This window comes from Nonomuraea fastidiosa, assembly GCF_042751225.1.
In the GTDB taxonomy this organism is placed as follows: domain Bacteria; phylum Actinomycetota; class Actinomycetes; order Streptosporangiales; family Streptosporangiaceae; genus Nonomuraea; species Nonomuraea fastidiosa.
The window spans coordinates 3,720,163-3,743,373 of the sequence record NZ_CP170570.1 but is presented as its reverse complement, the minus strand read 5'-3'; the positions used below and the strand labels follow the sequence as shown (position 1 = coordinate 3,743,373).

At 70.6% G+C, this 23,211-nt stretch carries 26 protein-coding genes; 10 read left to right on the top strand and 16 right to left on the bottom strand.

Annotation, left to right across the window (positions count from 1 at the left end):
- Window positions 1–168: 168 nt before the first annotated feature.
- Both serC and ACFMQL_RS17345 read left to right on the top strand, forming a co-directional pair.
- Entirely contained in the window at window positions 169–1,278 is a 1,110-nt protein-coding gene (gene serC / locus ACFMQL_RS17350) for a phosphoserine transaminase (RefSeq protein ID WP_364063201.1), read from the top strand.
- 102 nt (window positions 1,279–1,380) lie between these two features.
- On the top strand, window positions 1,381–1,962 hold the full coding sequence (locus ACFMQL_RS17345) for a TIGR00645 family protein (protein WP_364063198.1): 582 nt from the start codon (window positions 1,381–1,383) through the stop codon (window positions 1,960–1,962).
- Here ACFMQL_RS17345 and ACFMQL_RS17340 read toward each other — a convergent pair.
- From ACFMQL_RS17340 to ACFMQL_RS17305, 8 genes are all read right to left on the bottom strand, one after another.
- Window positions 1,959–2,603, bottom strand: coding sequence for a rhomboid family intramembrane serine protease (locus tag ACFMQL_RS17340; RefSeq protein ID WP_364063195.1), 645 nt, complete (start codon window positions 2,601–2,603; stop codon window positions 1,959–1,961). The two genes, ACFMQL_RS17345 and ACFMQL_RS17340, sit on opposite strands and share 4 nt — an antisense overlap.
- Before the next feature lie 131 nt (window positions 2,604–2,734).
- Complete coding sequence (locus ACFMQL_RS17335) at window positions 2,735–3,499, bottom strand: crotonase/enoyl-CoA hydratase family protein (RefSeq protein ID WP_364063192.1); 765 nt, start codon at window positions 3,497–3,499, stop codon at window positions 2,735–2,737.
- A 6-nt stretch (window positions 3,500–3,505) separates the two neighbouring features.
- On the bottom strand, window positions 3,506–4,279 hold the full coding sequence (locus ACFMQL_RS17330; RefSeq protein ID WP_364063189.1) for an SDR family NAD(P)-dependent oxidoreductase: 774 nt from the start codon (window positions 4,277–4,279) through the stop codon (window positions 3,506–3,508).
- 47 nt (window positions 4,280–4,326) lie between these two features.
- Window positions 4,327–4,665, bottom strand: a complete 339-nt coding sequence (locus ACFMQL_RS17325) for an STAS domain-containing protein (RefSeq protein ID WP_043624827.1) — start codon at window positions 4,663–4,665, stop codon at window positions 4,327–4,329.
- Between the two features lie 292 nt (window positions 4,666–4,957).
- The gene (locus ACFMQL_RS17320; protein WP_378790171.1) at window positions 4,958–5,695 is read right to left on the bottom strand and encodes an energy-coupling factor ABC transporter ATP-binding protein; all 738 of its coding nucleotides are present in this window, start codon (window positions 5,693–5,695) and stop codon (window positions 4,958–4,960) included.
- Window positions 5,689–6,444, bottom strand: coding sequence for a cobalt ECF transporter T component CbiQ (gene cbiQ / locus ACFMQL_RS17315; protein ID WP_364063182.1), 756 nt, complete (start codon window positions 6,442–6,444; stop codon window positions 5,689–5,691). The genes ACFMQL_RS17320 and cbiQ overlap by 7 nt, the downstream gene beginning before the upstream one ends.
- A 4-nt stretch (window positions 6,445–6,448) precedes the next feature.
- Window positions 6,449–7,474 (bottom strand): energy-coupling factor ABC transporter permease, encoded by a 1,026-nt coding sequence (locus tag ACFMQL_RS17310; protein ID WP_364063179.1) that lies wholly within the window; start codon window positions 7,472–7,474, stop codon window positions 6,449–6,451.
- 76 nt (window positions 7,475–7,550) lie between these two features.
- Complete coding sequence (locus ACFMQL_RS17305) at window positions 7,551–9,398, bottom strand: glycosyltransferase family 2 protein (RefSeq protein WP_364063176.1); 1,848 nt, start codon at window positions 9,396–9,398, stop codon at window positions 7,551–7,553.
- Between the two features lie 291 nt (window positions 9,399–9,689).
- On the opposite strand from ACFMQL_RS17305, the gene ACFMQL_RS17300 reads away from it, so the two are divergent.
- Together ACFMQL_RS17300 and ACFMQL_RS17295 are read left to right on the top strand one after the other, a co-directional pair.
- Window positions 9,690–10,049: a hypothetical protein gene (locus ACFMQL_RS17300; RefSeq protein ID WP_364063173.1), complete on the top strand. Its 360-nt coding sequence runs from the start codon at window positions 9,690–9,692 to the stop codon at window positions 10,047–10,049.
- Window positions 10,050–10,361: 312 nt separating this feature from the next.
- Entirely contained in the window at window positions 10,362–11,306 is a 945-nt protein-coding gene (locus ACFMQL_RS17295; protein ID WP_364063170.1) for a D-2-hydroxyacid dehydrogenase family protein, read from the top strand.
- On the opposite strand, the gene ACFMQL_RS17290 is transcribed toward ACFMQL_RS17295, so the two are convergent.
- Complete coding sequence (locus ACFMQL_RS17290) at window positions 11,299–11,817, bottom strand: GNAT family N-acetyltransferase (RefSeq protein WP_364063167.1); 519 nt, start codon at window positions 11,815–11,817, stop codon at window positions 11,299–11,301. The two genes, ACFMQL_RS17295 and ACFMQL_RS17290, sit on opposite strands and share 8 nt — an antisense overlap.
- Before the next feature lies 1 nt (window position 11,818).
- Entirely contained in the window at window positions 11,819–12,355 is a 537-nt protein-coding gene (locus tag ACFMQL_RS17285) for a CGNR zinc finger domain-containing protein (RefSeq protein ID WP_378786081.1), read from the bottom strand.
- A 102-nt stretch (window positions 12,356–12,457) separates the two neighbouring features.
- Between ACFMQL_RS17285 and ACFMQL_RS17280 the strand changes: the two genes are divergently transcribed.
- Window positions 12,458–13,213 (top strand): class I SAM-dependent methyltransferase, encoded by a 756-nt coding sequence (locus tag ACFMQL_RS17280; protein ID WP_378786080.1) that lies wholly within the window; start codon window positions 12,458–12,460, stop codon window positions 13,211–13,213.
- 95 nt (window positions 13,214–13,308) lie between these two features.
- Here ACFMQL_RS17280 and ACFMQL_RS17275 read toward each other — a convergent pair whose 3' ends face one another.
- Both ACFMQL_RS17275 and ACFMQL_RS17270 read right to left on the bottom strand, forming a co-directional pair.
- On the bottom strand, window positions 13,309–14,229 hold the full coding sequence (locus ACFMQL_RS17275; protein WP_364063158.1) for a class I SAM-dependent methyltransferase: 921 nt from the start codon (window positions 14,227–14,229) through the stop codon (window positions 13,309–13,311).
- Window positions 14,230–14,281: 52 nt separating this feature from the next.
- Entirely contained in the window at window positions 14,282–15,799 is a 1,518-nt protein-coding gene (locus ACFMQL_RS17270; RefSeq protein ID WP_378786079.1) for an OmpA family protein, read from the bottom strand.
- 125 nt (window positions 15,800–15,924) lie between these two features.
- On the opposite strand from ACFMQL_RS17270, the gene ACFMQL_RS17265 reads away from it, so the two are divergent.
- Both ACFMQL_RS17265 and ACFMQL_RS17260 read left to right on the top strand, forming a co-directional pair.
- Window positions 15,925–16,749, top strand: a complete 825-nt coding sequence (locus ACFMQL_RS17265; protein ID WP_378786078.1) for a phosphotransferase family protein — start codon at window positions 15,925–15,927, stop codon at window positions 16,747–16,749.
- Between the two features lie 548 nt (window positions 16,750–17,297).
- Complete coding sequence (locus ACFMQL_RS17260) at window positions 17,298–17,852, top strand: histidine phosphatase family protein (RefSeq protein ID WP_378786077.1); 555 nt, start codon at window positions 17,298–17,300, stop codon at window positions 17,850–17,852.
- A gap of 244 nt (window positions 17,853–18,096) precedes the next feature.
- On the opposite strand, the gene ACFMQL_RS17255 is transcribed toward ACFMQL_RS17260, so the two are convergent.
- The gene (locus ACFMQL_RS17255) at window positions 18,097–18,624 is read right to left on the bottom strand and encodes a nitroreductase/quinone reductase family protein (RefSeq protein WP_364063146.1); all 528 of its coding nucleotides are present in this window, start codon (window positions 18,622–18,624) and stop codon (window positions 18,097–18,099) included.
- Between the two features lie 91 nt (window positions 18,625–18,715).
- Between ACFMQL_RS17255 and ACFMQL_RS17250 the strand changes: the two genes are divergently transcribed.
- On the top strand, window positions 18,716–19,399 hold the full coding sequence (locus ACFMQL_RS17250) for a helix-turn-helix domain-containing protein (protein WP_364063143.1): 684 nt from the start codon (window positions 18,716–18,718) through the stop codon (window positions 19,397–19,399).
- Between the two features lie 158 nt (window positions 19,400–19,557).
- Entirely contained in the window at window positions 19,558–19,815 is a 258-nt protein-coding gene (locus tag ACFMQL_RS17245) for a hypothetical protein (protein ID WP_378786076.1), read from the top strand.
- A 44-nt stretch (window positions 19,816–19,859) separates the two neighbouring features.
- Here the strand turns inward: ACFMQL_RS17245 and ACFMQL_RS17240 are convergent, their stop codons facing one another.
- Entirely contained in the window at window positions 19,860–20,672 is an 813-nt protein-coding gene (locus ACFMQL_RS17240) for an SDR family NAD(P)-dependent oxidoreductase (RefSeq protein WP_378786075.1), read from the bottom strand.
- Between the two features lie 130 nt (window positions 20,673–20,802).
- On the opposite strand from ACFMQL_RS17240, the gene ACFMQL_RS17235 reads away from it, so the two are divergent.
- Window positions 20,803–21,396, top strand: a complete 594-nt coding sequence (locus ACFMQL_RS17235) for a TetR/AcrR family transcriptional regulator (RefSeq protein ID WP_364063137.1) — start codon at window positions 20,803–20,805, stop codon at window positions 21,394–21,396.
- A 186-nt stretch (window positions 21,397–21,582) separates the two neighbouring features.
- Here the strand turns inward: ACFMQL_RS17235 and ACFMQL_RS17230 are convergent, their stop codons facing one another.
- Window positions 21,583–22,557: a CU044_5270 family protein gene (locus ACFMQL_RS17230; RefSeq protein WP_378786074.1), complete on the bottom strand. Its 975-nt coding sequence runs from the start codon at window positions 22,555–22,557 to the stop codon at window positions 21,583–21,585.
- Window positions 22,550–23,131: an RNA polymerase sigma factor gene (locus tag ACFMQL_RS17225; RefSeq protein WP_364063131.1), complete on the bottom strand. Its 582-nt coding sequence runs from the start codon at window positions 23,129–23,131 to the stop codon at window positions 22,550–22,552. Before ACFMQL_RS17225 ends, ACFMQL_RS17230 begins: the two co-directional genes overlap by 8 nt.
- Window positions 23,132–23,211: the final 80 nt, after the last annotated feature.

The window sequence follows — 23,211 nt, the reverse complement described above, 5'->3', positions numbered from 1 at the left end:
GCTACCGCGCGGCTCTCCGGCCCTGCGGTAGCCGTTCCTCGTTTCCTGAAGCCCTGGACGGCTCTGAGGGCTCTTCCGAACGGCCTCCGGGCGGCGGTGACGCGCCCGGGGGTCTCAGAATCCGGACCGCGTACGAGCCAGTCCACGCAGGTCGGTAGGCTCCGTTACGTGGCTGACATCGTGATTCCCGCTGACATCAAGCCCGCCGACGGCCGCTTCGGCTGCGGGCCTTCGAAGGTTCGCCCGGAGCAGCTGGCCGCGCTCGCCGAGTCCGGCGCGAGCGTCATGGGCACCTCGCACCGCCAGAAGCCGGTCAAGAACCTGGTCGGCCGCGTCCGGTCGGGCCTCGCCGACCTGTTCTCGCTGCCCGAGGGCTACCAGGTCGTGCTGGGCAACGGCGGCACCACCGCGTTCTGGGAGATCGCGGCCTTCGGGCTCATCCGCGAGAAGTCGCAGCACCTGTCGTTCGGCGAGTTCTCCTCCAAGTTCGCGGCGGTCACCAAGAAGGCGCCCTGGCTGGCCGAGCCGAGCGTGATCAAGTCCGAGGTCGGCACCCACCCCGAGGCGGTCGCCGAGGACGGCGTCGACGCCTACGCGCTGACCCACAACGAGACCTCGACCGGCGTGGCCATGCCGATCAAGCGGGTCGGCTCCGACGACTCGCTGGTGCTGGTCGACGCCACCTCCGGCGCGGGCGGCCTGCCCGTCGACCTCAACGAGGCCGACGTCTACTACTTCGCCCCGCAGAAGAGCTTCGCCTCCGACGGCGGTCTGTGGATCGCGATCATGTCGCCGCGCGCCCTGGCCAGGGTCGAGGAGATCGCCGCGACCGGCCGTTACGTGCCCGAGTTCTTCAGCCTGCCCGTCGCCATCGACAACAGCGCGAAGGACCAGACCTACAACACCCCGGCCGTGGCCACGCTGTTCCTGCTGGCCGACCAGCTCGACTGGATGAACGGCAACGGCGGCCTGGCCTGGACCACCGCCCGTACGGCCGACTCCGCCTCGCGCCTGTACACGTGGGCCGAGAAGTCGTCCTTCGCCACCCCGTTCGCGGCGCCCGAGTTCCGCTCGCAGGTGGTCGGCACGATCGACTTCAACGACGACGTCGACGCCGCGGCGGTGGCAAAGGTGCTGCGCGCCAACGGCATCGTCGACACCGAGCCCTACCGCAAGCTGGGCCGCAACCAGCTGCGCATCGCGATGTTCCCGGCCATCGACCCGGCCGACATCGAGGCTCTGACCACCTGCATCGACTACGTCGTCGAGCGCCTCTAGCGGCGTTTCAGCGCCCGATCCAAGGCCAGCACCGAATCCTCGGTGCTGGCCTCTTGCTACCCCTGTCCATCACTCCTCGACATTTCACGACTAGGAACGTCCTTGCCCGACAAGCCCTCGTTCGGCCAGGGGACCGCACGGCAGAAGAGCCTCGGTTACCTCATGTTCGCCAGCCGCTGGCTCCAGGTCCCCCTTTACGTCGGCCTCATCGTGGCCCAGGCGGTCTATGTCTGGCAGTTCGCGATCGAGCTGTGGCACCTCATCGAAGGCGTCTTCCTGCACGGCACGCAGCCGTCCGACGGCACTTCGCCGGAGGCCGTCGTCATGCTCACCGTGCTGGCGCTGATCGACGTCGTGATGATCTCCAACCTGCTCATCATGGTGATCATCGGCGGCTACGAGACGTTCGTCTCCCGCATCAACCTCGACGGCCACCCCGACGAGCCCGAGTGGCTCTCCCACGTCAACGCGAACGTGCTGAAGGTCAAGCTGGCCACCGCCATCGTCGGCATCTCGTCGGTGCACCTGCTGCAGACGTTCATCAGGGCGGGCGAGATGCCCAACGACAAGATCATGTGGCAGACGTTCATCCACCTGGCGTTCGTGGTCTCGGCGCTCGGCCTGGCCTGGATCGACCGTCTGCTGTCGTCATCGCCGGCAGAGCACACCCGCTCGCATATCTAGCCCAGGTACGGATACGACGTGGCGGGCGGCAGCTCGCGCTTGCGGCGCAACACCCAGGCCGCCACCACGCCGCCGATGAGGCCGAACAGGTGTCCCTGCCAGGAGATGCCCGGCTGGTTGGGCAGCACGCCCGCGAGGATGCCCCAGTAGGCCACACCGACGCCGATGGCGATCATGATGTCGAGCAGCCGGTGGTCGAAGACGCCGCGCGCCACGATGAACCCGAAGTATCCGAAGACCAGGCCGCTGGCCCCGACGGTGTAGGTCATCGGGTCGCTCAGCAGCCACGTGCCGATGCCGCCGATGAAGATGATCAGCACGCTGGCCCAGAGGAACTTACGGATGTCGCGCAGGCCCGCCAGGAAGCCCAGCACGAGCAGCGGCAGCGAGTTGGCCATCAGATGGCCGAATCCGACGTGCAGGAACGGCGCGAAGAGGATGCCGAGCAGGCCGTCGGCGTCCCAGCCCCTGATGCCGTACTCGTAGTCGAGGGTGCCGCCGAGGAAGAAGTCGACACCCTCCACGAGCCACATCACGGCCAGCATGGACACCATGACGATGAGCGCGCTCAGGGCACCCGACAGCAGGGCTCCGGCGCCGCGCTTGGCGGACTCGAACCTGGAACCCGAATAGTCGCTCATGCGCTCTCCCGGTGGGTCGTCTCCTCTCTCTTTACGGTATCCAGGCAGAGCCATGTGCGCGCTAAGGCGTTCCCCTCCCGTTTCGTGGCCGACCGGGAGGGGACGACGTGATCAGACGCGGTCGGACGCGGTCATTCGCCCTTCCACTGGGGCGCGCGCTTCTCGGCGAAGGCCGCCGCGCCCTCCATGGCGTCCTTGGAGGCGAAGACCGGATTCACGATCGCGGCCTGCTTCTTGAACATCTCGTCAAGCGACCAGTCCTGCGACTCGATGACGACCCGCTTGGTCGCTATGAGCGAGAGCGGCGCGTTCGCGGCGATCTTTTTCGCCAGCTCAAGCGCGCCGTCCAGCGCCGCGCCCGGCTCGGTGACGCGGTTGACCAGGCCCAGCTCGTACAGGCGGGATGCCGGGTAGTGGTCGCCGGTCAGCGCGATCTCCATGGCCACGTGGTACGGGATGCGCCGGGGCAGCCGCATGATGCCGCCCGCGCCCGCCACGAGCCCCCGCTTCGGCTCGGGCAGCCCGAACTTGGCCTCCGACGACGCCACGATGAGGTCGCACGACAGCGCCAGCTCGAACCCGCCCGCCAGGGCGTAGCCCTCGACGGCGGCCACCAGCGGCTTCTTCGGCGGCGCCTCGGTGATGCCGCCGAAGCCGCGGCCCTCGACCACGGGCATGTCACCGCTGAGGAAGCCCTTGAGGTCCATACCGGCGGAGAAGGTGCCGCCCGCCCCGGTCAGGACGTACGCGGAGATGTCAGGACGTGCGTCCAGGGCGTCCAGCGCCTCGGCCATGCCCCTGGCCACCGCCCCGTTGATCGCGTTACGCGACTTGGGGCGGTTGATGGTGATGATGGCCACATTGCCGGACTCTTCGACGAGCACTTCGTCAGACACGGGACCTCACTTGGGCTGGAAGCGGATGCCGCCGTCGAAGCGGATGACCTCGGCGTTCATGTAGTCGTTCTCGATGAGCGACCTGACCAGGTGGGCGAACTCGTCGGCGCGGCCCATGCGCTTGGGGAAGACCACCGGCGCGACCAGCTTGGCCTTGAACTCCTCGGCGTTCGGCGAGAAGCCGTAGATCGGGGTGTCGATGATGCCGGGGCAGATCGTGTTCACGCGTACGCCGATGGCCGACAGGTCGCGCGCCGCGGGCACGGTCATGCCCACGATGCCGCCCTTGGACGCCGAGTACGCGAGCTGCCCGGTCTGCCCTTCGAGCGCCGCCACCGAGGCGGTGTTGATGACCACGCCGCGCTGGCCGTCGGCGTCGGCCGGCTCGGTCTTGGCGATGGCCGCCGCGGCGATGCTCATGAGGTTGAACGTGCCGATCAGGTTGACCTCGATGACCTTGCGGTAGGAGGCCGGGTTGTGCGGGTTGCCCTCGCGGTTGACCGTGCGCTCCGCCCAGCCGATGCCGGCGCTGTTGACGACCACGCGCAGCGGCCTGCCGGTGGCCACGGCGGCGTCCACGGCCGCCTGCACCTGCTCGGTGTCGGAGACGTCGGTCTTGACGAAGACGCCGCCGATCTCGTCGGCGACGGCCTTGCCGCGTTCCTCGTTGAGGTCGGCGATGACCACGGTGGCGCCGGCACGGGCGAGCTCGCGGGCGGTCGCCTCGCCGAGGCCGCTGGCGCCGCCGGAGATGATTGCTGCAGATCCGTTCACGTCCATAACCGGGACCTTAACCGCAGACCGAATGAAGTTCTACTCAGGGGCGGCTAAATCTCGCCCACGGCGGTGTCGACGTCGGAGTAGACCTTGATCCGGCGGTCGAGGCCGGTCGTGCGCAGGATGCGGGCGACGGGGGCCTGGGGCGCGGCCAGGGAGACGCCGCCGCCCTCGCCCGTGGCCAGCCGCCATGCCTCGATGAGCACGGACAGGCCGCTCGAGTCCATGAACGACAGCTGCTGCAGGTCGAGCACGAGCCGCGCGCCGTCCTGTTTGATGGCGTCGCGTACCTCGTCGCGCAGGAACGGCGCGGTGAACAGGTCAAGCTCTCCCTCGACGGCCACCACCACGGCGTCACCCAGGGCGTGTCGCGCAAGCCGCAGCTTCATTGGGCCCCTCCTCGATGAGCCACTGTACTTCGACATCCCCGGATAGCGGGCATGCACAAACTACGAAAAGTCGGATGTTGGGGGACAAGGCGGGCCTAAACGCGCACCAAACGCCCCGTCAAGAACCACGCTCAGGGTTTTTACCCATCTCGGGCCGGTTGCTCCAACCCGAGCGCCAGCGGGGGCTCCAGGTACGTCTCCGGGCCGCAGGGACGGCTTCAGGCGGCGTCGCAGCCCGCCGGGACGGCTCAAGGCTCAGGCCGCGCCTCAGGCCGCAGGCACGGCTCAAGGCTCAGGCCGCCGGGATGGCGAACCCGTACGGCAGCTCCAGCCGGTGCCGCGCCAGCAGCTCGGCGTCGGCCAGCAGCTCCCGCGTGGGCCCGTCGGCGGCGATCACGCCCCCGGACAGGATGACCGAGCGCTCGCACAGCTCCAGCGCGTACGGCAGGTCGTGGGTGACCATGAGCACCGTCACGTCGAGCGAGCGCAGGATCTCCGCCAGCTCCCTGCGCGCGGCCGGGTCGAGGTTGGATGAGGGCTCGTCGAGCACCAGGATCTCCGGTGCCATCGCCAGCACCGTGGCCACCGCCACCCTGCGGCGCTGCCCGAACGACAGGTGGTGCGGCGGCCGGTCGGCGAACTCCAGCATGCCGACGCGCTCCAGCGCGTCTTTGACCACCCGGTCCAGCTCCTCGCCCCGCAGGCCCGCGTTGGCCGGGCCGAAGGCCACGTCGTCGCGTACGGTCGGCATGAAGAGCTGGTCGTCGGGATCCTGGAAGACCAGGCCGACGCGCTGCCTGATCTCTTTCAGCGTGTCCTTGCGGACGGGGGTGCCGGCCACGGTGACCGTGCCGTGCCCCGGGGTGAGGATGCCGTTGAGGTGCATGACGAGCGTGGTCTTGCCGGCGCCGTTGGGGCCGAGCAGGGCGACACGCTCGCCGCGGGCGATCGTCAGGTCCACGCCGAACAGCGCCTGCGTGCCGTCCGGGTAGGCGTAGGCGAGCTGCCGGACTTCGAGTGAGTTCACCAGGTGAGTCCCAACACTGCGAGTGCGATGGCGGGCAGGGCCAGCGCGAGGCCCCATTGGCGTACGGATGCCGTCATGTCATGAATTATCGGCATACTGCCCGCGTATCCCCTGCTCAGCATCGCCAGATGCACCCGCTCGCCCCGCTCGTACGAGCGGATGAACAGCGCGCCCGCCGACCGCGCGAGCACCGGGATCTGGCGGAAGTTCCGCGCCTCGAACCCCCGCGACTCCCTGGCCACCCGCATGCGCCGCATCTCGTCCACGATCACGTCGAGGTACCTGAGCATGAACATCGCGATCTGCACCAGCAGGCTCGGCAGCCGCAGCCGCTGCGCCCCCATGAGGATCGCGCGCGGCTCGGTCGTGGCCGCGAGCAGGATGGACGCCACCACGCCCAGCGTGGCCTTGGCGAGGATGTTCCAGGCCGCCCACAGGCCGGGCACGCTCAGCGAGAGCCCGAGCACCGTGGTGCGCTCCCCCATCCCGATGACCGGGATGAGGAAGGCGAACAGCACGAAGGGCACCTCGATCGCCATCCGCCGCAGCACATAGAGCGCCGGGACCCTGGCCGCCGCCGCGACGCCGGCCAGCAGCACGGCGTACGCGGCGAAGGCCCAGAAGCTTTCGCGCGGGGTGGCCACCACCACGAGGGCGAAGGCGAAGACCGCCAGCAGCTTGCACTGCGGCGGCAGCCGATGCACGACGGAATCGCCCGGCAGGTACAGCTGGTGGTGGTGCCCCGCGCTCAACGTCTCACGCCTTGATCTCGTCCCGGCTCTGGTCAGCGGACTCACCGCGGCCGCGCGCCGCGTAGGCGACGACCCCGGCGATCAGCAGCACGAGCCCCACGCCGATGATCCCGGCCACACCCACGGGGATGCCGCCCACATCACCGTAGTCGGCCAGCGCCCACGACCCGAACAGGTGGTCGGCGGCCTGGTCGCTGAAGCCCTTGTTCTCGGCCACCGCCTCCAGGCCGTCGGGGTCGGGCGAGGCGAAGAACGACACGACACCGGCCAGCACCAGCGTCACGCCGATACCGCCGAGCAGGAACGGCTTGAGCCCGCCGCGCGCCGGGGCCACGGGCTGCTGCCCGGCCACCGTGGTCTCGCCGTCCGCGCCGCGCAGGACCAGCGGCTTGGCCAGGCCGCGGGCGCCGTACACGAGGTCGGGCCGCACGGCCAGCACGGCACCGACGGTCAGGGCCGTGATGACCGCCTCGCCGATGCCGATCAGCACGTGCACGCCGCCCATCGCGGCGGCGACGGCGCCCACCTCGATCGGGGCGGTGCCGCCGATCCAGAACAGCAGCGTGAACACCAGCGCGGCGGCCGGCACCGAGACCAGCGCGCCCAGGAACGCGGCGATCACGACCTTGCCCTTGGCCAGGCCCGTGACCAGCTTGAAGACGCCCCAGCCGACGAGCACGGTGACCAGGCCCATGATCGTGACGTTGACGCCGAGCGCCGTCAACCCGCCGTCGGCGAAGAACACGCCTTGCACGAGCAGCACCACGGCCATGCACAACACGCCCGTGTACGGCCCCACGAGTATCGCCGCCAGCGCCCCGCCCATCAGGTGTCCGCTGGTGCCCGCCGCGACCGGGAAGTTCAGCATCTGCACGGCGAAGATGAACGCCGCGACCAGCCCGGCCATGGGTGCGGTCCGGTCGTCGAGCTCGCGCCGCGCGCCGCGCAGGCACACCGCGACACCGGCGGCGGCCACGACACCGGCGGAGACGGAGGTCACAGCGTTGAAGAAGCCATCGGGTACGTGCACCGCTGCCTCCAGTGAGCAGGTAGGACAAACCGTCCTAACTTTAGGACATCATCTTGCACCTGCACATAGGTGGCAATTAGCGCAGCAGTTTCTTCACCAGACTTTCGGCCGTCAGCCGCTTGACCACCGCGCTCAACCGCCCCTTGCCGGCCGTCGCGTACGGCCGCACGCTGCGCATCAGCGCCACCGTCCACCACCTGCTCGGAGCCGCCACCGTGCCGCCGCCCGTCTCGATCCTGAACCGCGCGGGCGGCCCGCCCAGATCGAGCTCCAGGTACGCATCCCACGTCCCCGGGTCCAGCCGCCCCACGGCGGGACGCGCCGTGAACCCGCCGCCCGGCAGCGGCACCACCCTCTCGGCCCGCTCGCAGCCGCTGCGCCGCTCCCGCCACACCAGCCGCTTGACGGCCGCCGCCTGCGGCGCGGTGCCCGCCACCGAGACCTCGCCGTCGATCAGCAGCCGCCGGCCGAGCGACCACCGCGTCCTGGTCAGCCTGGCCGTGCCCGGCACCGCCACCACGTGGCCGCCCACATCGATGCTGAGGTTGCCGTTGTCCCTGGTGAAGTAGGGCAGCACCACGACGCCGCCGATGAGCCGGGGGCGCGGCCTGCCGAGGTCGCTCTCGCGGTCGGCCCCGAGCCGCCCCAGCCGGATCACGCCCTCGATCTCGACCGCCACCCGCAGGTCCCAGACACCGGACGCGAGCGCGCCGACGTCCAGCCGCACGGTGAACTCGCCGCCCTTGCGCTCGACCGGCAGCACCAGCTCGGTACCGGGGTCGTGGCGGGCGCGCAGCACCACCGTCAGGCCGTCGTCCCTGGTGATGCCGTCGAGGCGGGCCGCGCCCGTCACCACCAGCCGGTCGCCCTCCCAGCGCAGCCCGGTCAGCCTGCGGCGCACGGTGGCGCTCTCGATGCGGGCCAGGCGTACCAGGCGGTCGATGTCGCCGAGCGCGTCGGCCCGCTGCCTGTCGATGGTGTTGAGCCGCTCGTGCACGCCCGGCGTGTACCACTCGTCGACGAGCGTGGCGACCTCGCGCGCGATCTCCTTCCTGCGCACGTCGTCGCTCTCCAGGAACGGGGTGCCGAGCTGGGTGAAGACGTCGAGCCTGAAGTGCCGGCGCAGCAGGTGGTCGCGCAGCGGCCCCGGCTCGACGTGCCGGGCCATCAGCCGGATCGGCTCCTTGATCATCGCCAGCCAGGCCAGCGGGTCCCTGCTGCCCGCCTGCTGCATGATGCTGCTGCCGTCGGGCCTGGACACCAGGTGGTAGCAGTCGTAGTCGGCCACGATGGAGATCGGCCCGGCGTGGCAGTAGGCGTGCACGCTGAAGAGGATGTCCTCCCCCACGAGCATGCCCTCGCCGAACCTGATGCGGTGACGTTCGAGCAGCTCTCTCCTGAAGAGCTTGAAGCAGCTCAGGCTGTTGTAGACGGGGCTGTCGCCGAGGCTCACCCGGTCGGCGCTCCGCTGGAACATCGAGACCGGCGCGCGCCTGCCGTGGCCGACGATGCGGCCGAGCACGATGTCGGAGGAGTTGGCGTCGGCCACGGAGACCATGCGCTCCAGCGCCTCGGGGCCGAGGTAGTCGTCGGCGTCGCAGAAGAAGACGTAGCGGCCGGTGGCGTGCTCGATGCCGACGTTGCGCGGGCGGCCGGCGCCGCCGCTGCTTTCGATGTGCACAACCTTGACGCAGCCGGGGTGGTAGGAGGCGTACAAATCGAGCAGCTCGGCGCTGCCGTCGGTGGAGCCGTCGTCCACCACCACGATCTCCTTCTTCACCCGCTGCACGAGCGCCGAGGTGAGGCACCGGTCGATGTAGGGCCGGCAGTTGTGCACGGGGATGACGACGCTGACGTCGACCGCGTCGTCATCGCTGCCTGTCCCCGGCATCGCCACCACTCCAGAGTCACGTCGCGTCGTCATCCCGATTCAGTATGTGACGCGTACGGGCATGCGCGAAGGCCGATCGCTCGTCTTCATCCCCATGCTTTTGCTAAGACCGGAGAATCGCGGCATTAAGCCGAAACGACCCCGCAAGGCCGCCAAATAGTTCATTCACGCAGCGCCGAATGGGTTTCAGGGATGGTGATTTCCCACCCGGGAGAAGGAATCCATCTCCGCCTGGTGCTTTCCCCCACCACGGCGGGCCTACGGTGATCCCGTCGAGAGCCTGACGCGTCTACAGTTAGGCGACCTGACTCGGAGGTGGCGGGAATGGGATCGGACCTGCGCGGTGACACCGCGAACGAATCGGCCGTGCACACGGCGGAGTTCATCGTGTCCTCGGCACGGCTGACGGAGCTGTACGAATGCGCCGTCCTGCTACGCCGTACACGGTTGCGCGCCGAGGAGATCGTGGACGAGGCACGGGCCCTGGTGGCCGAGGCGCGGCAGCACGGCGACACCGAGCGCGCCCTCTTGCTGGAGGACCAGCTCGAACAGGCGCACGCGCGATATCGCCAGGTGCTGAAGGCGTACCTGGTGTTGTGCCGCAGAATCAACGAGGAACGCCAGGAGATCCTGCGCGTGCACCTCGAACGTGACCGGCTCTCGGGTTTGTCGGGCGTCGCCTGAACGATATTCGGCATTCGGCGAAGGCCACCGCTCGCCGCCGCCACCGGAGCGCGACCCGCCGGGCGCGTGTTTCAGCAGCGAGCCGGGAAACCGCCGAGAATGCGATAAATTGGGGTGAACCGTTGTGGCGTTTGGGGCGTCTCATAGTCAAGGGAAGCCCGAATTGCACGCCTTGCACGGTCGCGCAGCAGCCTGCAGTGGCAGCGGCCGGAGCCGCTCCTGATCGTGGCGCCGCGCGCAACTGAAGCGGGCTCCAGCTCCCCGGGGGGCCGTCCCCGGGGAGCTGGGGCAGGGGGCGTAACATGGCTGATCATGTTGCGCTGCGCTGTACTCGATGACTACCAGGACGTCGCACTCGGCCTGGCCGACTGGTCCCGGGTGCAGGCCAGGAGCTATCGCGACCACTTCGCCACGGTCGACGACCTCGTCACCGCCGTCCACGACTGCGAGATCATCGTCGCGATGCGCGAGCGCACGCCGTTCACCGCCGAGGTGTTCGCCCGGCTGCCCAACCTGCGCCTGCTCGTCACCACCGGCAGGCGCAACGCCTCCATCGACCTCGCCGCCGCCCGCGAGCACGGCGTCACCGTCTGCGGCACCGGCAGCAGCTCCACCCCCACCGTCGAGCTGACCTGGGCGCTGATCCTCGGCCTCGCCCGCCACCTGCTCCCCGAGGCCACCGCCCTGCGCACCGGCGGCCCCTGGCAGCACACCCTCGGCACCGACCTGCACGGCCGCACGCTCGGCGTGCTCGGCCTCGGCCGCATCGGGTCGCGGGTGGCCGCCGTCGGCAAGGCGTTCGGCATGGACGTCGTGGCCTGGAGCCAGAACCTCACCAAGGAGCGCGCCGCCGAGTGCGGCGCCCGCCTGGCGCCCGACCTCGACGCGCTGCTCACCAGCTCCGACATCGTCACCATCCACCTCGTGCTCTCCGACCGCACCCGCGGCCTGCTCGGCGAGCGCGAGCTGGACCTGATGAAGCCGACCGCCTACCTCGTCAACACCTCGCGGGCGGCGATCGTCGACCAGGACGCGCTGGCCGACGCCCTCCGCGAGGGGCGCATCGCGGGCGCGGGCCTCGACGTCTACGACGTGGAGCCGCTGCCGGAGGGGCACCGGTTCCGTACGCTGCCCAACGTGCTGGCCACGCCGCACCTGGGGTACGTGACCGAGCTCAACTACGGCACCTTCTTCAGGGAGGCGGTCGAGGACATCGACGCCTTCATCGACGGCGACCCCATCCGCCAGCTCAGCTGAGCTCGCAGCGATATCGCAGCTCGCGGACCTCGCGCCCGCCTATCACGGCGTCCTTGACGGTGCCGTCCGGCCGCCAGCCCATCCGCTCGTAGAAGCGGATCGCCCGGTCGTTGCCCTCCAGCACCCATAGGGTGGCGGACGAGTAGCCCGCCTCTCTGAGCGTCCGCATCGCCTCCGTCATCAACCCGCGTCCGGCACCGCGCTTCCAGGCGGCCGGCAGCACGTAGATCGCGGCGAGTTCCCCCACCTTCGCGGGGTCGCGGTCGTCGTCCCGGGTGGGGCAGAGGTCGGCGAAGCCGATCAGGTCCCCCTCGTCCTCGGCGACCAGTGTGCCTTGGCGTGGCCATGCGGTCCGCTCGATGATCCGCTCCCACTGCGGCACGCGTTGCGCCGGTTGAAACCGGTCGAGCAGCGGTTGCGGCAACAGCCCCTGGTAGGCCCCTTTCCAGGTCAGAACGTGGACCTCGGCGATGCGCTCGACGTCGGCGGCAACCGCTCGGCGAACTCGCATGTCATCCCTTCGCCCGTGCTCTGAAAGCGGCCGTTTTCACGCGATTCTGGCAGGCGGTCGAGCAGAAGCGGCGGGTGCCGTTGCGGGAGACGTCCACGTACACGCGGTCGCAGTGCGGGGCCGTGCAGACGCCGAGCCGGTCGTGGAACTCGCCGCCCAGCACGACCGCGAGGCCCGTCGAGCAACCGGCCGCCCACTCGCCCGCCGTGGTGCCGCCGGGGCCGTGGAAGTGCAGGTGCCACGGCTCTCCGTCGTGGCGTTCGAGGTGGGGCCGCGCACCGGTCTCGGCCAGCAGCGCGTTCACCAGTTCGGCCGCGCGGTCGATGTCGTCGCCCGCGACGGCGGTGAAGACCGCGCGCAGCCGGCGCGCGACCTCGGCCAGCTCCGCGCCCTCCGCCGCGCTGACCTCCCGGAAGGACGGATAGACCGTGCGCAGGGCCGCCGTGGCGGCCGCGCCCAGGTCGGCGGGCTCGGGGAAGGCCCGGCCGCGCTGCTCTCCCGGGGTCAGCGCGTTGACGAGGGCCACCGCCACCCTCACCACAGCGTCTGTGTGACTGTTGAAATCCAATTGACCCGTTACACCTTCGTGCCGTACGTTGTAACTGCCTAAAGTCTAGATGACAGTTACAGGGGGCTTTCTGTGCTGACTCACGATGCCGCACTTCAGTGGATCGCGCGCTGGGACCGCCAGCAGGAGGGTTATCTGCCCGATCGGGAGGAGCGTTTCACCGCGCTGATCGACGCGGTGCAGGCGCTCGGCCGGCCCGACCCCGTGGTCATCGACCTCGGCTGCGGCCCCGGCTCCCTGTCCGCCCGGCTCCTCGACCGGCTGCCCGACGCCAAGGTGATCTCCGTGGACGCCGACCCGCTGCTCATCGGGCTGGGGCGGGCCGCGTACCCGCAGCTCACGTTCGTGACGGCGGACCTGCGTACGAGCGGGTGGACCGACCGGCTCGGCCTGGACGGCCCGGCCGACGCGGCGGTCAGCACCACCGCGCTGCACTGGATCTCCGAGCCCGAGCTCAAGGGCATGTACGCCGAACTGGCGAGCGTGCTGCGGCCCGGCGGGCTGCTGCTCAACGGCGACCACATGGACACCGACGACGCCACGCCCGCGCTCTCCCGCCTCGAACTGGCGATCCACGAGCTGCACACCGAGCGCGTCTTCGGAGCCGACCGCCCGGAGGACTGGCGCTCCTGGTGGGACGCCGTCGCCGCCGACCCCGACCTCGCCGAGCTCGACCGCGAGCGCACCACCGCGGGGGCCGGCCACCACGGCTCGGAGTCCCGCCTGCTGTCGCAGCACGTGGAGGCGCTGCGCGAGGCCGGGTTCACGGAGATCGGCACGCTCTGGCAGCGTGGGAACAACCGGCTGCTGTGCGCCGTACGGGGCTGACGGCGCCAGGGTGCCGGCCGGTGACGCGCTTTTGGAGCATCCCGCTCGGCGAGCTCGGCGACCTGTGATCAGCGTTCACGTGCGATCGTGACCGATCAACGTTTACGTGCGATCGTGACGCCGTCCCGTACGGGCAGCATCACGCAGTCGAGCCGGTCGTCGCGGGCTATCGCGTCGTTCACCCGGCGCATCGCCACGGCGCCCTCCCCCTGGCAGCCGGGGTCGAACACCTGGCCGCCGAGGAAGACGTTGTCGAGCACCAGCAGCCCGCCCGGCCGCAGCCTGGGGACGATCTCCTCGTAGTAGGCCGGGTAGCCGGGCTTGTCGGCGTCCACGAAGGCGAAGTCGAAGGCGGGCTCGGCGGGCAGCGCACGCAGCGTGCCGATCGCGGGGCCGATCCTGAGGTCGATGCGATCGGCCACGCCCGCCCGTTCCCAGAACGGCCGGGCGATGGAGGTCCACTCGGTGCTCACGTCGCAGGCGATGAGCCGACCGTCATCGGGCAGCGCGCGGGCGATGCACAGCGACGAGTACCCCGTGAACACCCCGACCTCGATCGCCTGCCGCGCGCCCGCCAGGCGTACCAGCATGCCGAGCAGCGCGCCCTCGTCGGCCGAGATCTGCATCCCGGCCGAGCGCCCGGTCAGCTCCCGCGTCGTGGCGGCGAGTTCGCGCAGCAGGTCGTCGGCGGGGGTGCAGTGGGCGAGCAGGTAGTCCTCGATGATCGGGGAGAGCGGCTCGACCTGATGTCCGCTCACGGGCTCGTCCCACACCACCGGCTCCTGGAGATGGCGCGTGATCTCATCCTGAACGCCGGCCAGGCCGTCCGCGTCGGCCGCGGCGGCGATCAGCAGCAGTTCCTTCCCCGCCGACAGCACCGTGCAGGTGCCGCCCGGCAGGGTCACCGCGCCCCTGCCGGGGCCGGTCAGCCGGGCGTCCGGCTTCAGCTCCTCGACCAGCCTTGCGAGGCGGCGGTCGGGGTGGTCGGTGGTGAGGCGGGCCGTGGACAGGGGCATGACTGATCCTCTTTTTCGGGATATGTCAGTACACGCCTAGTCTGCCGCTCTATCACCCGACGGAGAGGTCGAGACGGGGGAACGTGGCGATCTCCACCTGGAGGGTGGCGGCCTCATCGGGCAGCGCGAAGAGGTCCCAGAACGTACGGGTCTGGCCTGGAGCGTACTTCTCGGTGCTGCTGCGCACGCCGGAGAGGTCGGTGCAGGCGCAGTAAAGGTCCTTGCCCACCTGGAGCCGTCCCGGCAGGTAGCGGCGCCGACCGGCCGGGTCCGTCAGGCGGACGTTGCTCGCGGCCTGGTAGATGTAGCTCTCCCAGTCCTGCGCCTGGTGCAGGTCGTTGTACCAGGTCTCGGCCGAGCCCTCGTTCGTGATCGTGTACGTCAGCAGCCCGAGCCCGCCCGGCAGCCGCCGCAGCCCGGTGACCTTCATCGAGAACGGCTGCCCATCGCCCGCCTTGACCGCGGCGGGCTCGGACGTCTGCGCGGTGTCGGCGGCCGGTTCCTGCCGCTCCTGCGGCTTGGCGAAGGTGACCGTCACGCGCCGGTTGCGGCGCCTGCCCTCCTCGGTGCCGTTGTCGTAGAGGGGGCGGCGCGAGCCGTAGCCGCGGGCCTGGAAGCGTACGCCGTCGCGGGTCACCAGGCTCTCCAGCTCCCGCTGCACGGCCTGGGCGCGGCGCTCGGAGAGCGGGTCGTTGATGGCGTGGTTGCCGGTGGCGTCCGCGTGGCCCTCCACCCGCACCACGGCGGCCGGGGACGCGTCGATGAGCTTCGCCGTACGCGCGAGCACCGCCCTGGCCTTGCCGGTCAGCGTGGCCTTGTCGATGGCGAACAGCACGTCCGACGAGAGGTTGACCTGCAGGTCGGTGCCGTTGTCCGCGATCTCGTCCGCCTTGTCGAGCGACTCCGACGGCGTCACGATCCGCCGGACGATGGGCATGACGTGCTGGGCGTCGGGGTCGGGGAAGTCGCCGGCCGGGGGCTCGTCGCTGATCGGCACGTCCGGCATGGGCGGGGCGACCGGGGTGACGACGGTGGCCGTGGCCGGGTTGCCCGAGGGTGCGGGGACCACCGCGTACACGGTGATCGACTCTCCGGGCGGGATGGCGTACGGGAGGTCGCCGCGCTCCTGGTCGCTGCACAGGCACGGTGAGCCGTCCGGCCGATACGGCAGCAGCCAGGTGTGGGCCGCCGCGTCGAGCACCCCGATGCCGGACGCCCACCTGATCTGGCCGAGCGGACGGGTGTGGTCGCCCAGCTCGCCGGTCCACGGAAGGTCCTTCTTCCCGGTGTTGGAGAGGCGGAGCTGCACGACCAGGTGCTTGCCCTTGACGCGGTTGAGCCCGACGACCTCCAGTTTGAAGTCTTCCGTGAGCGTGCTGCGGGCCTCGGCGAGCGCGGGCCCGACATCCTGCGCCAGGGACCCGCTGCCGGTGGGAGTCGCCGATGACGGCGGCGGGGAGGAGCTTGCGGAGGTCGGGGGCGGCGGGGTCTCGCGCTGGGGCGGCATCCCGCAACCTGCCACGGCGAGCGCGAGCATCGCGGCGGCCATGGCATGGTTTCGGCTGAACATGCGGGCGATTGTCCCCATGACCGAAAAATCCCGCCAGTTGTTTTCGCCGCCCTGGTACGGTGCTCAGTCCGTATGGTCGGTCCCTACGGAGGGGCCGCCTGCGGAGGGACGGGGGAAGGGGCGGGATGCTGGAACCAGAGGTACGGCGCGCGACGGCCGCCGCGGCGGCGACCGCCTCCTCGCTCGGCCTGGCGGCCGACGACGCGATCGTCCTGCAGAACTCGAACAAGCTCATCCTGCGCCTGCTGCCCTGCGACGTCCTCGCCCGCGTGGCTCCCGCCGCCGCGCAGGTCGCCGGCCTCGAAGTGGACCTCGCCCGCCGGCTCACCGAACGCAGCGCTCCTCTCGCCGCCCTGGACCCCCGGGTGGAGCCACGCGCGTACGAGTACGACGGCTTCGTCCTCACCCTGTGGACGCACTACGAGCCGGCGGCCGCGGAGGTCACGCCGGCCGCCTACGCCGGCGCGCTGCATCGGCTGCACATCGGCATGCGCGGCCTCGACGTACCGGTGCCGCACTTCACCCACCGCGTCCAGCAGGCGCAGCGCCTCGTAGCGGACCTTGACCGCACTCCCGAGCTGACCGCCGCCGACCGCGACCTCCTGGCCCGCACGCTGGAGGACGCGACCCGTACGATCCTCGCCGCCGCCCGCCCCGACCAGCCGCTTCACGGCGAGCCGCACCCTGGCAACGTCCTGGCCACGTCGAAGGGCCCGCTGTTCATCGACTTCGAGACGTGCTGCAGGGGCCCGGTGGAGTTCGACCTCGCCCACGCCCCGGAAGACGTGGCCCGCCACTATCCGGGAGCGGACGAAAAGGTGCTCCGCCAGTGCCGCCTCCTCGTCCTCGCCATGATCACCACCTGGCGCTGGGACCGCGACGACCAGCTCCCCGACGGCCGCCGCCTGGGCGCGGAATGGCTCACCCGGCTCCGCACCGAGCTGCGGTAGGACGCCATGCGATCGACGATCCCCCTGGGCCGAACTCGGCGAGGCACTGGCCAGGCACGCCCACCTATGGGACGTCGTCCCGCTGCCGGAGCAGGAGGTGCGGCATCCGGAAGAGGTGCGCTACTCGTAAAGGTGGGCGGCGTGCACCTGCAAGGCGAGTGACTGCCAGGTGGGCGGATCGACGGCGTCCTTGAACGGGGCTCCTTCGCCGACGCAACCCCCTTGAGCCAGGCCGCCCACCTCCTGAGGAAGTCGCCGGCGTACACGCTGCTTCAGCGTCCCTCGGCGAACCGTTTCCCCTCGCGGATCTGCCGTTCGACGTCGGCGCGGTCCGCATCGAAGTCGTCCGCCATGGTCTCCAGGTAGGCGGCGAAGTCGTGTACGTCGTGAACGCGCGCGACGTCCGGGGAAGCTCAGGAGGTGCTGTCATGCGGACGAGCGTAAGCCCTCCGGCCGCAGCGCCTCCCCGCTCGACATCGCGCCTTTCGCGGCCGCGCCCCGGCGAATAGCCTCGGCCTGGGAGAGGGCCTGACGATCCAGGAGGGCGGATGGCGGTCGAGCTCATCTACGAGACCCACTCGATCAGCACCCACAACGAGGAGGGCATCGCCAGCGGCTGGCTGCCCGGCGAGCTGTCGGAGCGGGGCCGTGCTCTGGCCGCCGAGCTGGGCGAACGCCGCCGCGACGACGGGCTGGACGCGGTGTTCAGCTCCGACCTGCGGCGTGCCGTACAGACCGCGGAGATCGCGTTCGGCGACGCCGGCATCCCGCTGATCCAGGACCGCCGCCTGCGCGAGTGCCATTACGGCGAGCTGGACGGCGCGCCGCTGAGCCGCCTGGCGGGCCGGCGCGCCGAGCACATCGACCGGCCGTGGCCCGGCGGCCAGAGCTACCGGGACGTGGTGGAGCTGACCATAGACTTCCTGCGCGAGCCGGCCGAGAAGTGGAACGGCACGAAGGTGCTGCTCATCGCCCGCTCCGCCAACCGCTGGGCCCTGCAGCACCTCCTGGGCGGCGTACCTCTCGAAGACCTGGTGGTTGCGCCGTTCCACTGGCGGCCCGGCTGGACGTACACGCTGCCCACGGGTTGGAACGGGTCCTGAGGCCACGCTTCAGCGGGGTGACAGCCCCCGCCATCCTCACCCGCTTCGCCGCCTCGGGCGAGATCGGCCCGCGACGGGCAGAAGCGGGAATGCCGGGGCTGATTGGCCCACCAGGAGCACTGGCCGTCCTGCTGCTCCCACATCACAGGCAGGCCGTCATGAGCTCGGTGAGGGCGCCATTGTGGCAGCATGCACGCCGGAAGGGCCTGTCCAGCGCTGCCAGGCGGGCGTACGAGCCGCGGCGTCAGGCCGTACGCGATCCTTCGGCCCGCTCCAGCACCACGACGGGAATCTGCCGGCCCGCGGCCGCCTCGAACTCGGCGAACTTCGGGACGAGGGCCACCTGCCTCGACCAGATCCGCTCGCGTTCCTCCCCCTCCGCGAGCCGGGCCACGACCGGCACCCGCTCCGTCCCGACCTCGACGACGGTCCGCGGGTTCGCCATCAGGTTGTGGTACCAGACGGGGTGGCGCGGGCTGCCGCCGTACGTCGCGAAGACCGCCCAGCCACCGTCGACCTCCTGGAAGAACAGCGGGTTGATGCGCTCCCGCCCGCTCTTGGCGCCGATGTGGTGCACCAGGATGAGCCGCAGGCCACGCTCGTCGAACCCGGGCAGCGGCGGCGGTACGGGCCGCCCGGCCGCCAGCTCCTCGTCACTGCTCCAATGCACCCATCCGCCGTTGGCCCGGAACTCGGCGATGACGCGGTCGTTCCAGTCGTTGATGTCGGCGCCCCCGGCCTCGGTCACGGCGGTCATGGGCTCGTCGGACATGGCATCCCCCTTCACACCATCCGATCATGTGATTCGCAAAGTAGCACGAAGCGGAGCAAGCGCTCCGGATAAGGGAGATACGCTCGATCGCATGGCAGTGCCCGACCCGGCGAGCGCCACACACCCGCAACCGGCGAGCGCCACACGTCCCGACCCGGCGAGCGCCACACGTCCCCAACCCAAGGGCACCACGCGCCGCCGCGCACCGCGCGCGGACGCGCTCCGCAACCGGGAAGCGATCATCCAGGCCGCCGCCGAGGTGCTGGCCGAGCAGGGCACGGCGGTGGACGTACGCGAGATCGCCCGCCGCAGCGGCGTGGGCATGGGCACCCTCTACCGGCACTTCCCGAAGAAGGAAGACCTCGTGCACACGGTCCTGCTCAGGGACTTCTCGACCTGGGCGCGGGCGGCGCGCGCGACGGCGTGCGACGCCGAGGACCCGTGGACGGCGCTGACCGCCTTCTTCCAGCAGGCCCTGACCGGTTACGCCCGCCACCGCGCCATCATGGAGAACCTCGCACTGACCTGGGCCGGCCCCGACCTGGAGGGCGTCCGGCAGCTACGCCTGGTCATCGAGCACCTGTGCGACCGCGCCTGCGCCGCGGGCCTGCTGCGCCCCGGCGTGACCACCGACGACCTGCTGCTCCTGCTGGTCTCGCTGGGCCACGCCGTCCAGATCACCGACGAATGCCGCCCGGGGCAGTGGAACCGCCTGCTGTGCATCTCCCTCGACGGCCTCCGCGCCACCGGCCACCCACAACCACTCCCCGCCTGACGCCCACAACCGCAGAAGGGGTTTGAGACCTGGAGCGTCCGGTCGCAGTGCCATTACGGCAGCACATCCACGAAACACCGACACGCTGGAACCCCGCCCGGAGAGGAAGGGCTCGATGATGCGTATCGGCGTGACCGGCCACACGAACCTCACCCGGCGTGAAGCCGGATCACGCCGAGCAGTTCGACCGGCTCCTCGCAGCCGCGGCCACCGTCCGGATCACGGGCTTCGACCATGCAGGCGAAGCAGCGTACGAGGCCGCGAACTCGTCTGTGGACGAGATGGCGGCCGTGTGGGACGGCAAGCCCGGCACGGGCAGAGGCGGCACGGCCGAGGTGGTGGCCGAAGCCCGCAAACGGGGCATGAAGGTGACCGTGATCTGGCCGGAAGACGCGGCGCGCGAAGAGCGGCCCTGAGCGCGCCCGGTCTTCTTCCGGCTCTTCACAACCTGATCCGGCGCTCACCCGGGAGCCAGCCGGCTGAGCCGCTCCCATGCCTTGTACTGCTCGATGCGCCCCTGCTCCATCTGGAGCACCATGTCGTACGAGGCGCCGCCGACGATCAGCCGCACCGGCGGCTCCGGCAGGTCGATCAGCTCCATGACGGCGGGCACGGCGGTGCTCGGGTCGGGGCCGGCGTCGTCGCCCCACATCTCGGCGAGCTGGGCGCGCAGCTCCCCGTACAAGGGGTCGGGCTCGGTCATGGTGGTGCCCACCGTGAACAGGCCGGTGTCGTAGCCGCCCATCTGCAGGATGGTGACCTTGATGCCGAACGGCGCCACCTCCATGGCCAGCGCCTCGCTCACCGAGTTCAACGCCGACTTGCTCGCCGCGTACATGCCGGTCGAGGCGAAGCCGCCGCTCGCGCCCATCGAGGTCACCTGGAGGATGTGGCCGGAGCCCTGGGCTCGCAGGTGCGGCACGACGGCCTGGGTGACCCAGACGGCGCCGAAGAAGTTGACGTCGAACTGCTCTCTGAGCTGCTCTTCCGTGGCCTCCTCCACCATGCCGAGCAGCAGCCAGGCGTTGTTGAGCACGATGTCGAGCCGTCCGAACGCGGCCACGGCCTTCTCCACGCCGTCGAAGACGGCCTTGCGGTCGGACACGTCGAGCGGCAGCCGTACGAGGGCGCCGGGGTAGCGACCCTCCAGCTCGGCCAGCGGCTCCACGTTCCGCGAGGCGGCGACGACGCGGTCACCGGCGGCCAGCGCCGCCTCGGTGAAGGCCCGTCCGAGGCCGCGGGACGCACCGGTGATGAACCATACTCGGGTCAATTTGCTCTCCTCAGCGATTGAGTGAGACGAGACGGTCCGTCTCGCCTCAAGGCCCCTTCACTGTGACGCATCCATGGCGCCACTGTCAAGACGGACCGTCTCGTCTCGCGAAGGTGCTATGCTGCGGCGCATGTCCAAGCACCCAGACCCCTCACGCCGCAGCGAGCGCTCCCGCCAGGCCATCCTCGCCGCCGCCCGCGAGCTGGTCTCCGAGATCGGGTACGGCAAGGTCTCCATCGAGGCCATCGCCGCCCGGGCCGGCGTGGGCAAGCAGACGATCTACCGGTGGTGGCGTTCCAAGGGAGCGGTGATCTTCGACGCGTTCCTCGCGCTGAGCGAGGCGGAGGAGGGCGGCATGGCGCTGCCCGACACCGGCGACATCGAGGCCGACCTGAAGACCGTGATGCGGGCGACGGTGGCGGAGTTCGCCGACCCGGCGTTCGAGGAGCCGATCAGGGCGCTCAACACGGAGATCATCAACGACCCCGACCTCGCGGCGCAGTACCGCGAGCGGCTGGCCGCGCCGGTGGACGAGGCCAAGAAGGCGCGGCTGCGCAGCGCGCAGCAGGCCGGGCAGATCGCCGCCGACCTGGACCTCGACCTGGCCCTTGAGCTGCTGTACGCGCCGCTCTTCCAGCGCTGGCTGCACCGCTCGGGCCCGCTGACCCCCGAGTACGCCGACGCCCTGGTGGACCTCTTCCTCAAGGCCGCCCGCCCGGCCTGAACCCAGCGGGGCTCCGTCCAGATGCACCAGGGGCCGGAGAAGCGCTTGTAGAAGCCCGTCGCGTCGATGTCCGGCGCGCCGTCCTGGCTCCACGCAGCCGCTGCGCTCCAGGAAACCCGTGGCCACGATCGCGAAGGCGAACGCCTCGCGCGATCGTAGCCACCCCGCCGAGCCTGTGAGCGCGTCCTAGCCGCGCTCCCCCGGACGGTCGACGATGACCGAATCCAGCAGGGCGATGGCCCATACCGAGCCCTTGCGGAAGGCGGGCTCCGGGTTGCCGCCCACGCGCTCGTCCTGGAGCCAGACGGTCCGTTCGCCCAGGTAGCGATAGGTGTCCGGGTCGAGGATGTGGTACCTCCTGTGGATCTCGTCGCGTCCCTCCCGGTAGACGCCCAGCCCGGTGCGGCCCGCGGCATCGGTCACGCCCGATTCGACCCGTACGCCGGGGATCAGCGCCAGGGCCTCGAACATGGCCGACTCCAGCCGCGGCGGCATCCTGCCGTACCTGCTCAGATAGAGCATGATCACCCGAAACGCCCGGTCGGCGTCCGGTTCCGCGCTCTTCGGGACGCCCTCCTCGCGCGGGTAGTCGATCCAGTGGCGGTCCTTGGTGACCTTGGCCAGCAGCTTCTTCGGGTCGGTCGGCAGCGCGCGGAGCTTGGCGTCGTACTGCTGCGGCGACAGGTCGTCGTCGCCCGGATCCGGAGGCACGTCCTGGACCCGCAGCCTGCCGTTCTCGTCGTAGCCGGCGGTCTGCTTGCCGTCGTAGCGGGTCCAGCTCTCACGGGTCTCGGCCTCGTCCGAGTTGGGCTGCTTGTCCAGAACGCGGGTGTACTGCCACTGGGTCGGCTCCGGCACGGAGGTGGCGCCGCGCCCGCCGGCCACCTCGGCGGCCTTGGCGAGCACCATCCCGGAGTCCAGGGGCACGGTCGTCGAAGGGACGGCCACGGGCTCGGTCCCGGAGGGGCCGCCGGGCAGGACGACCACGGCGATCGCGGTGGCCGCCGCCCCCGCCGCCGCGACGGCGACCAGACGGAGTGCGAGGCTCCGCCGGCGGCGCCGCATCCGGTCGAGCAGGCGGCGGCGCTGCGGGACGAGCCACTGCCCGTCCGGTTCCGGGACCTCGGCGCGCCACTCGCGCAGCGTACGCAGGTCATCCATCGAAAGCCTCCTCTCGCGTCGCCACCAGCGCCTGCCGGGTCCTGGCCCGAGCCCGGTGCAGGCGGGATCTGACCGTGCCGATCGGGATGTCCAGCGCGCGGGCCACGTCCTCGTACGTCATGTCGGCCCAGGCCACGAGCAGCAGCACCTCCCGGTCGCCCGGCGACAGCTCGGCCAGGGCCCGCGCCAGCCCGGCCTGCTGCGCCGCGACCCTGGCGTCGACGTGGTCGGCGTACGGCTCGATGACCTCGTCGACGCCGGTGCGGACCAGCGCGCGGTAGAACCGGAGCTCCACCCGGCGGTGCCGTTTGATGAGCCGGGCGGCGATGCCGTACAGCCACGGGCGGGCGTCCGGCTGGCTCGAGTCGTAGCGGTGGCGGCGCCGGAAGGCCGCCAGGAAGGTGTCGGAGACCACGTCGTCGGCCAGGGACGGGCCCAGCCGCCGAGCGACGTAGCGGCGGAGCGCGGGCGCGTGCCGGTCGAAGAGGTCGGCGAAGACCTCCGGCTCGCGTTCCGAGCGCCGTATCAGGGCCGCGTCATCGGCCCTGACGGGTTCTACGGCGATCACACTCATTGCTCCCGTCCTGCGCGGTTGCTTTCGACGGCTTTCGCCCGTACGGCCGTCGAAAGTTCGCGGTACGGGATGTGATCAGG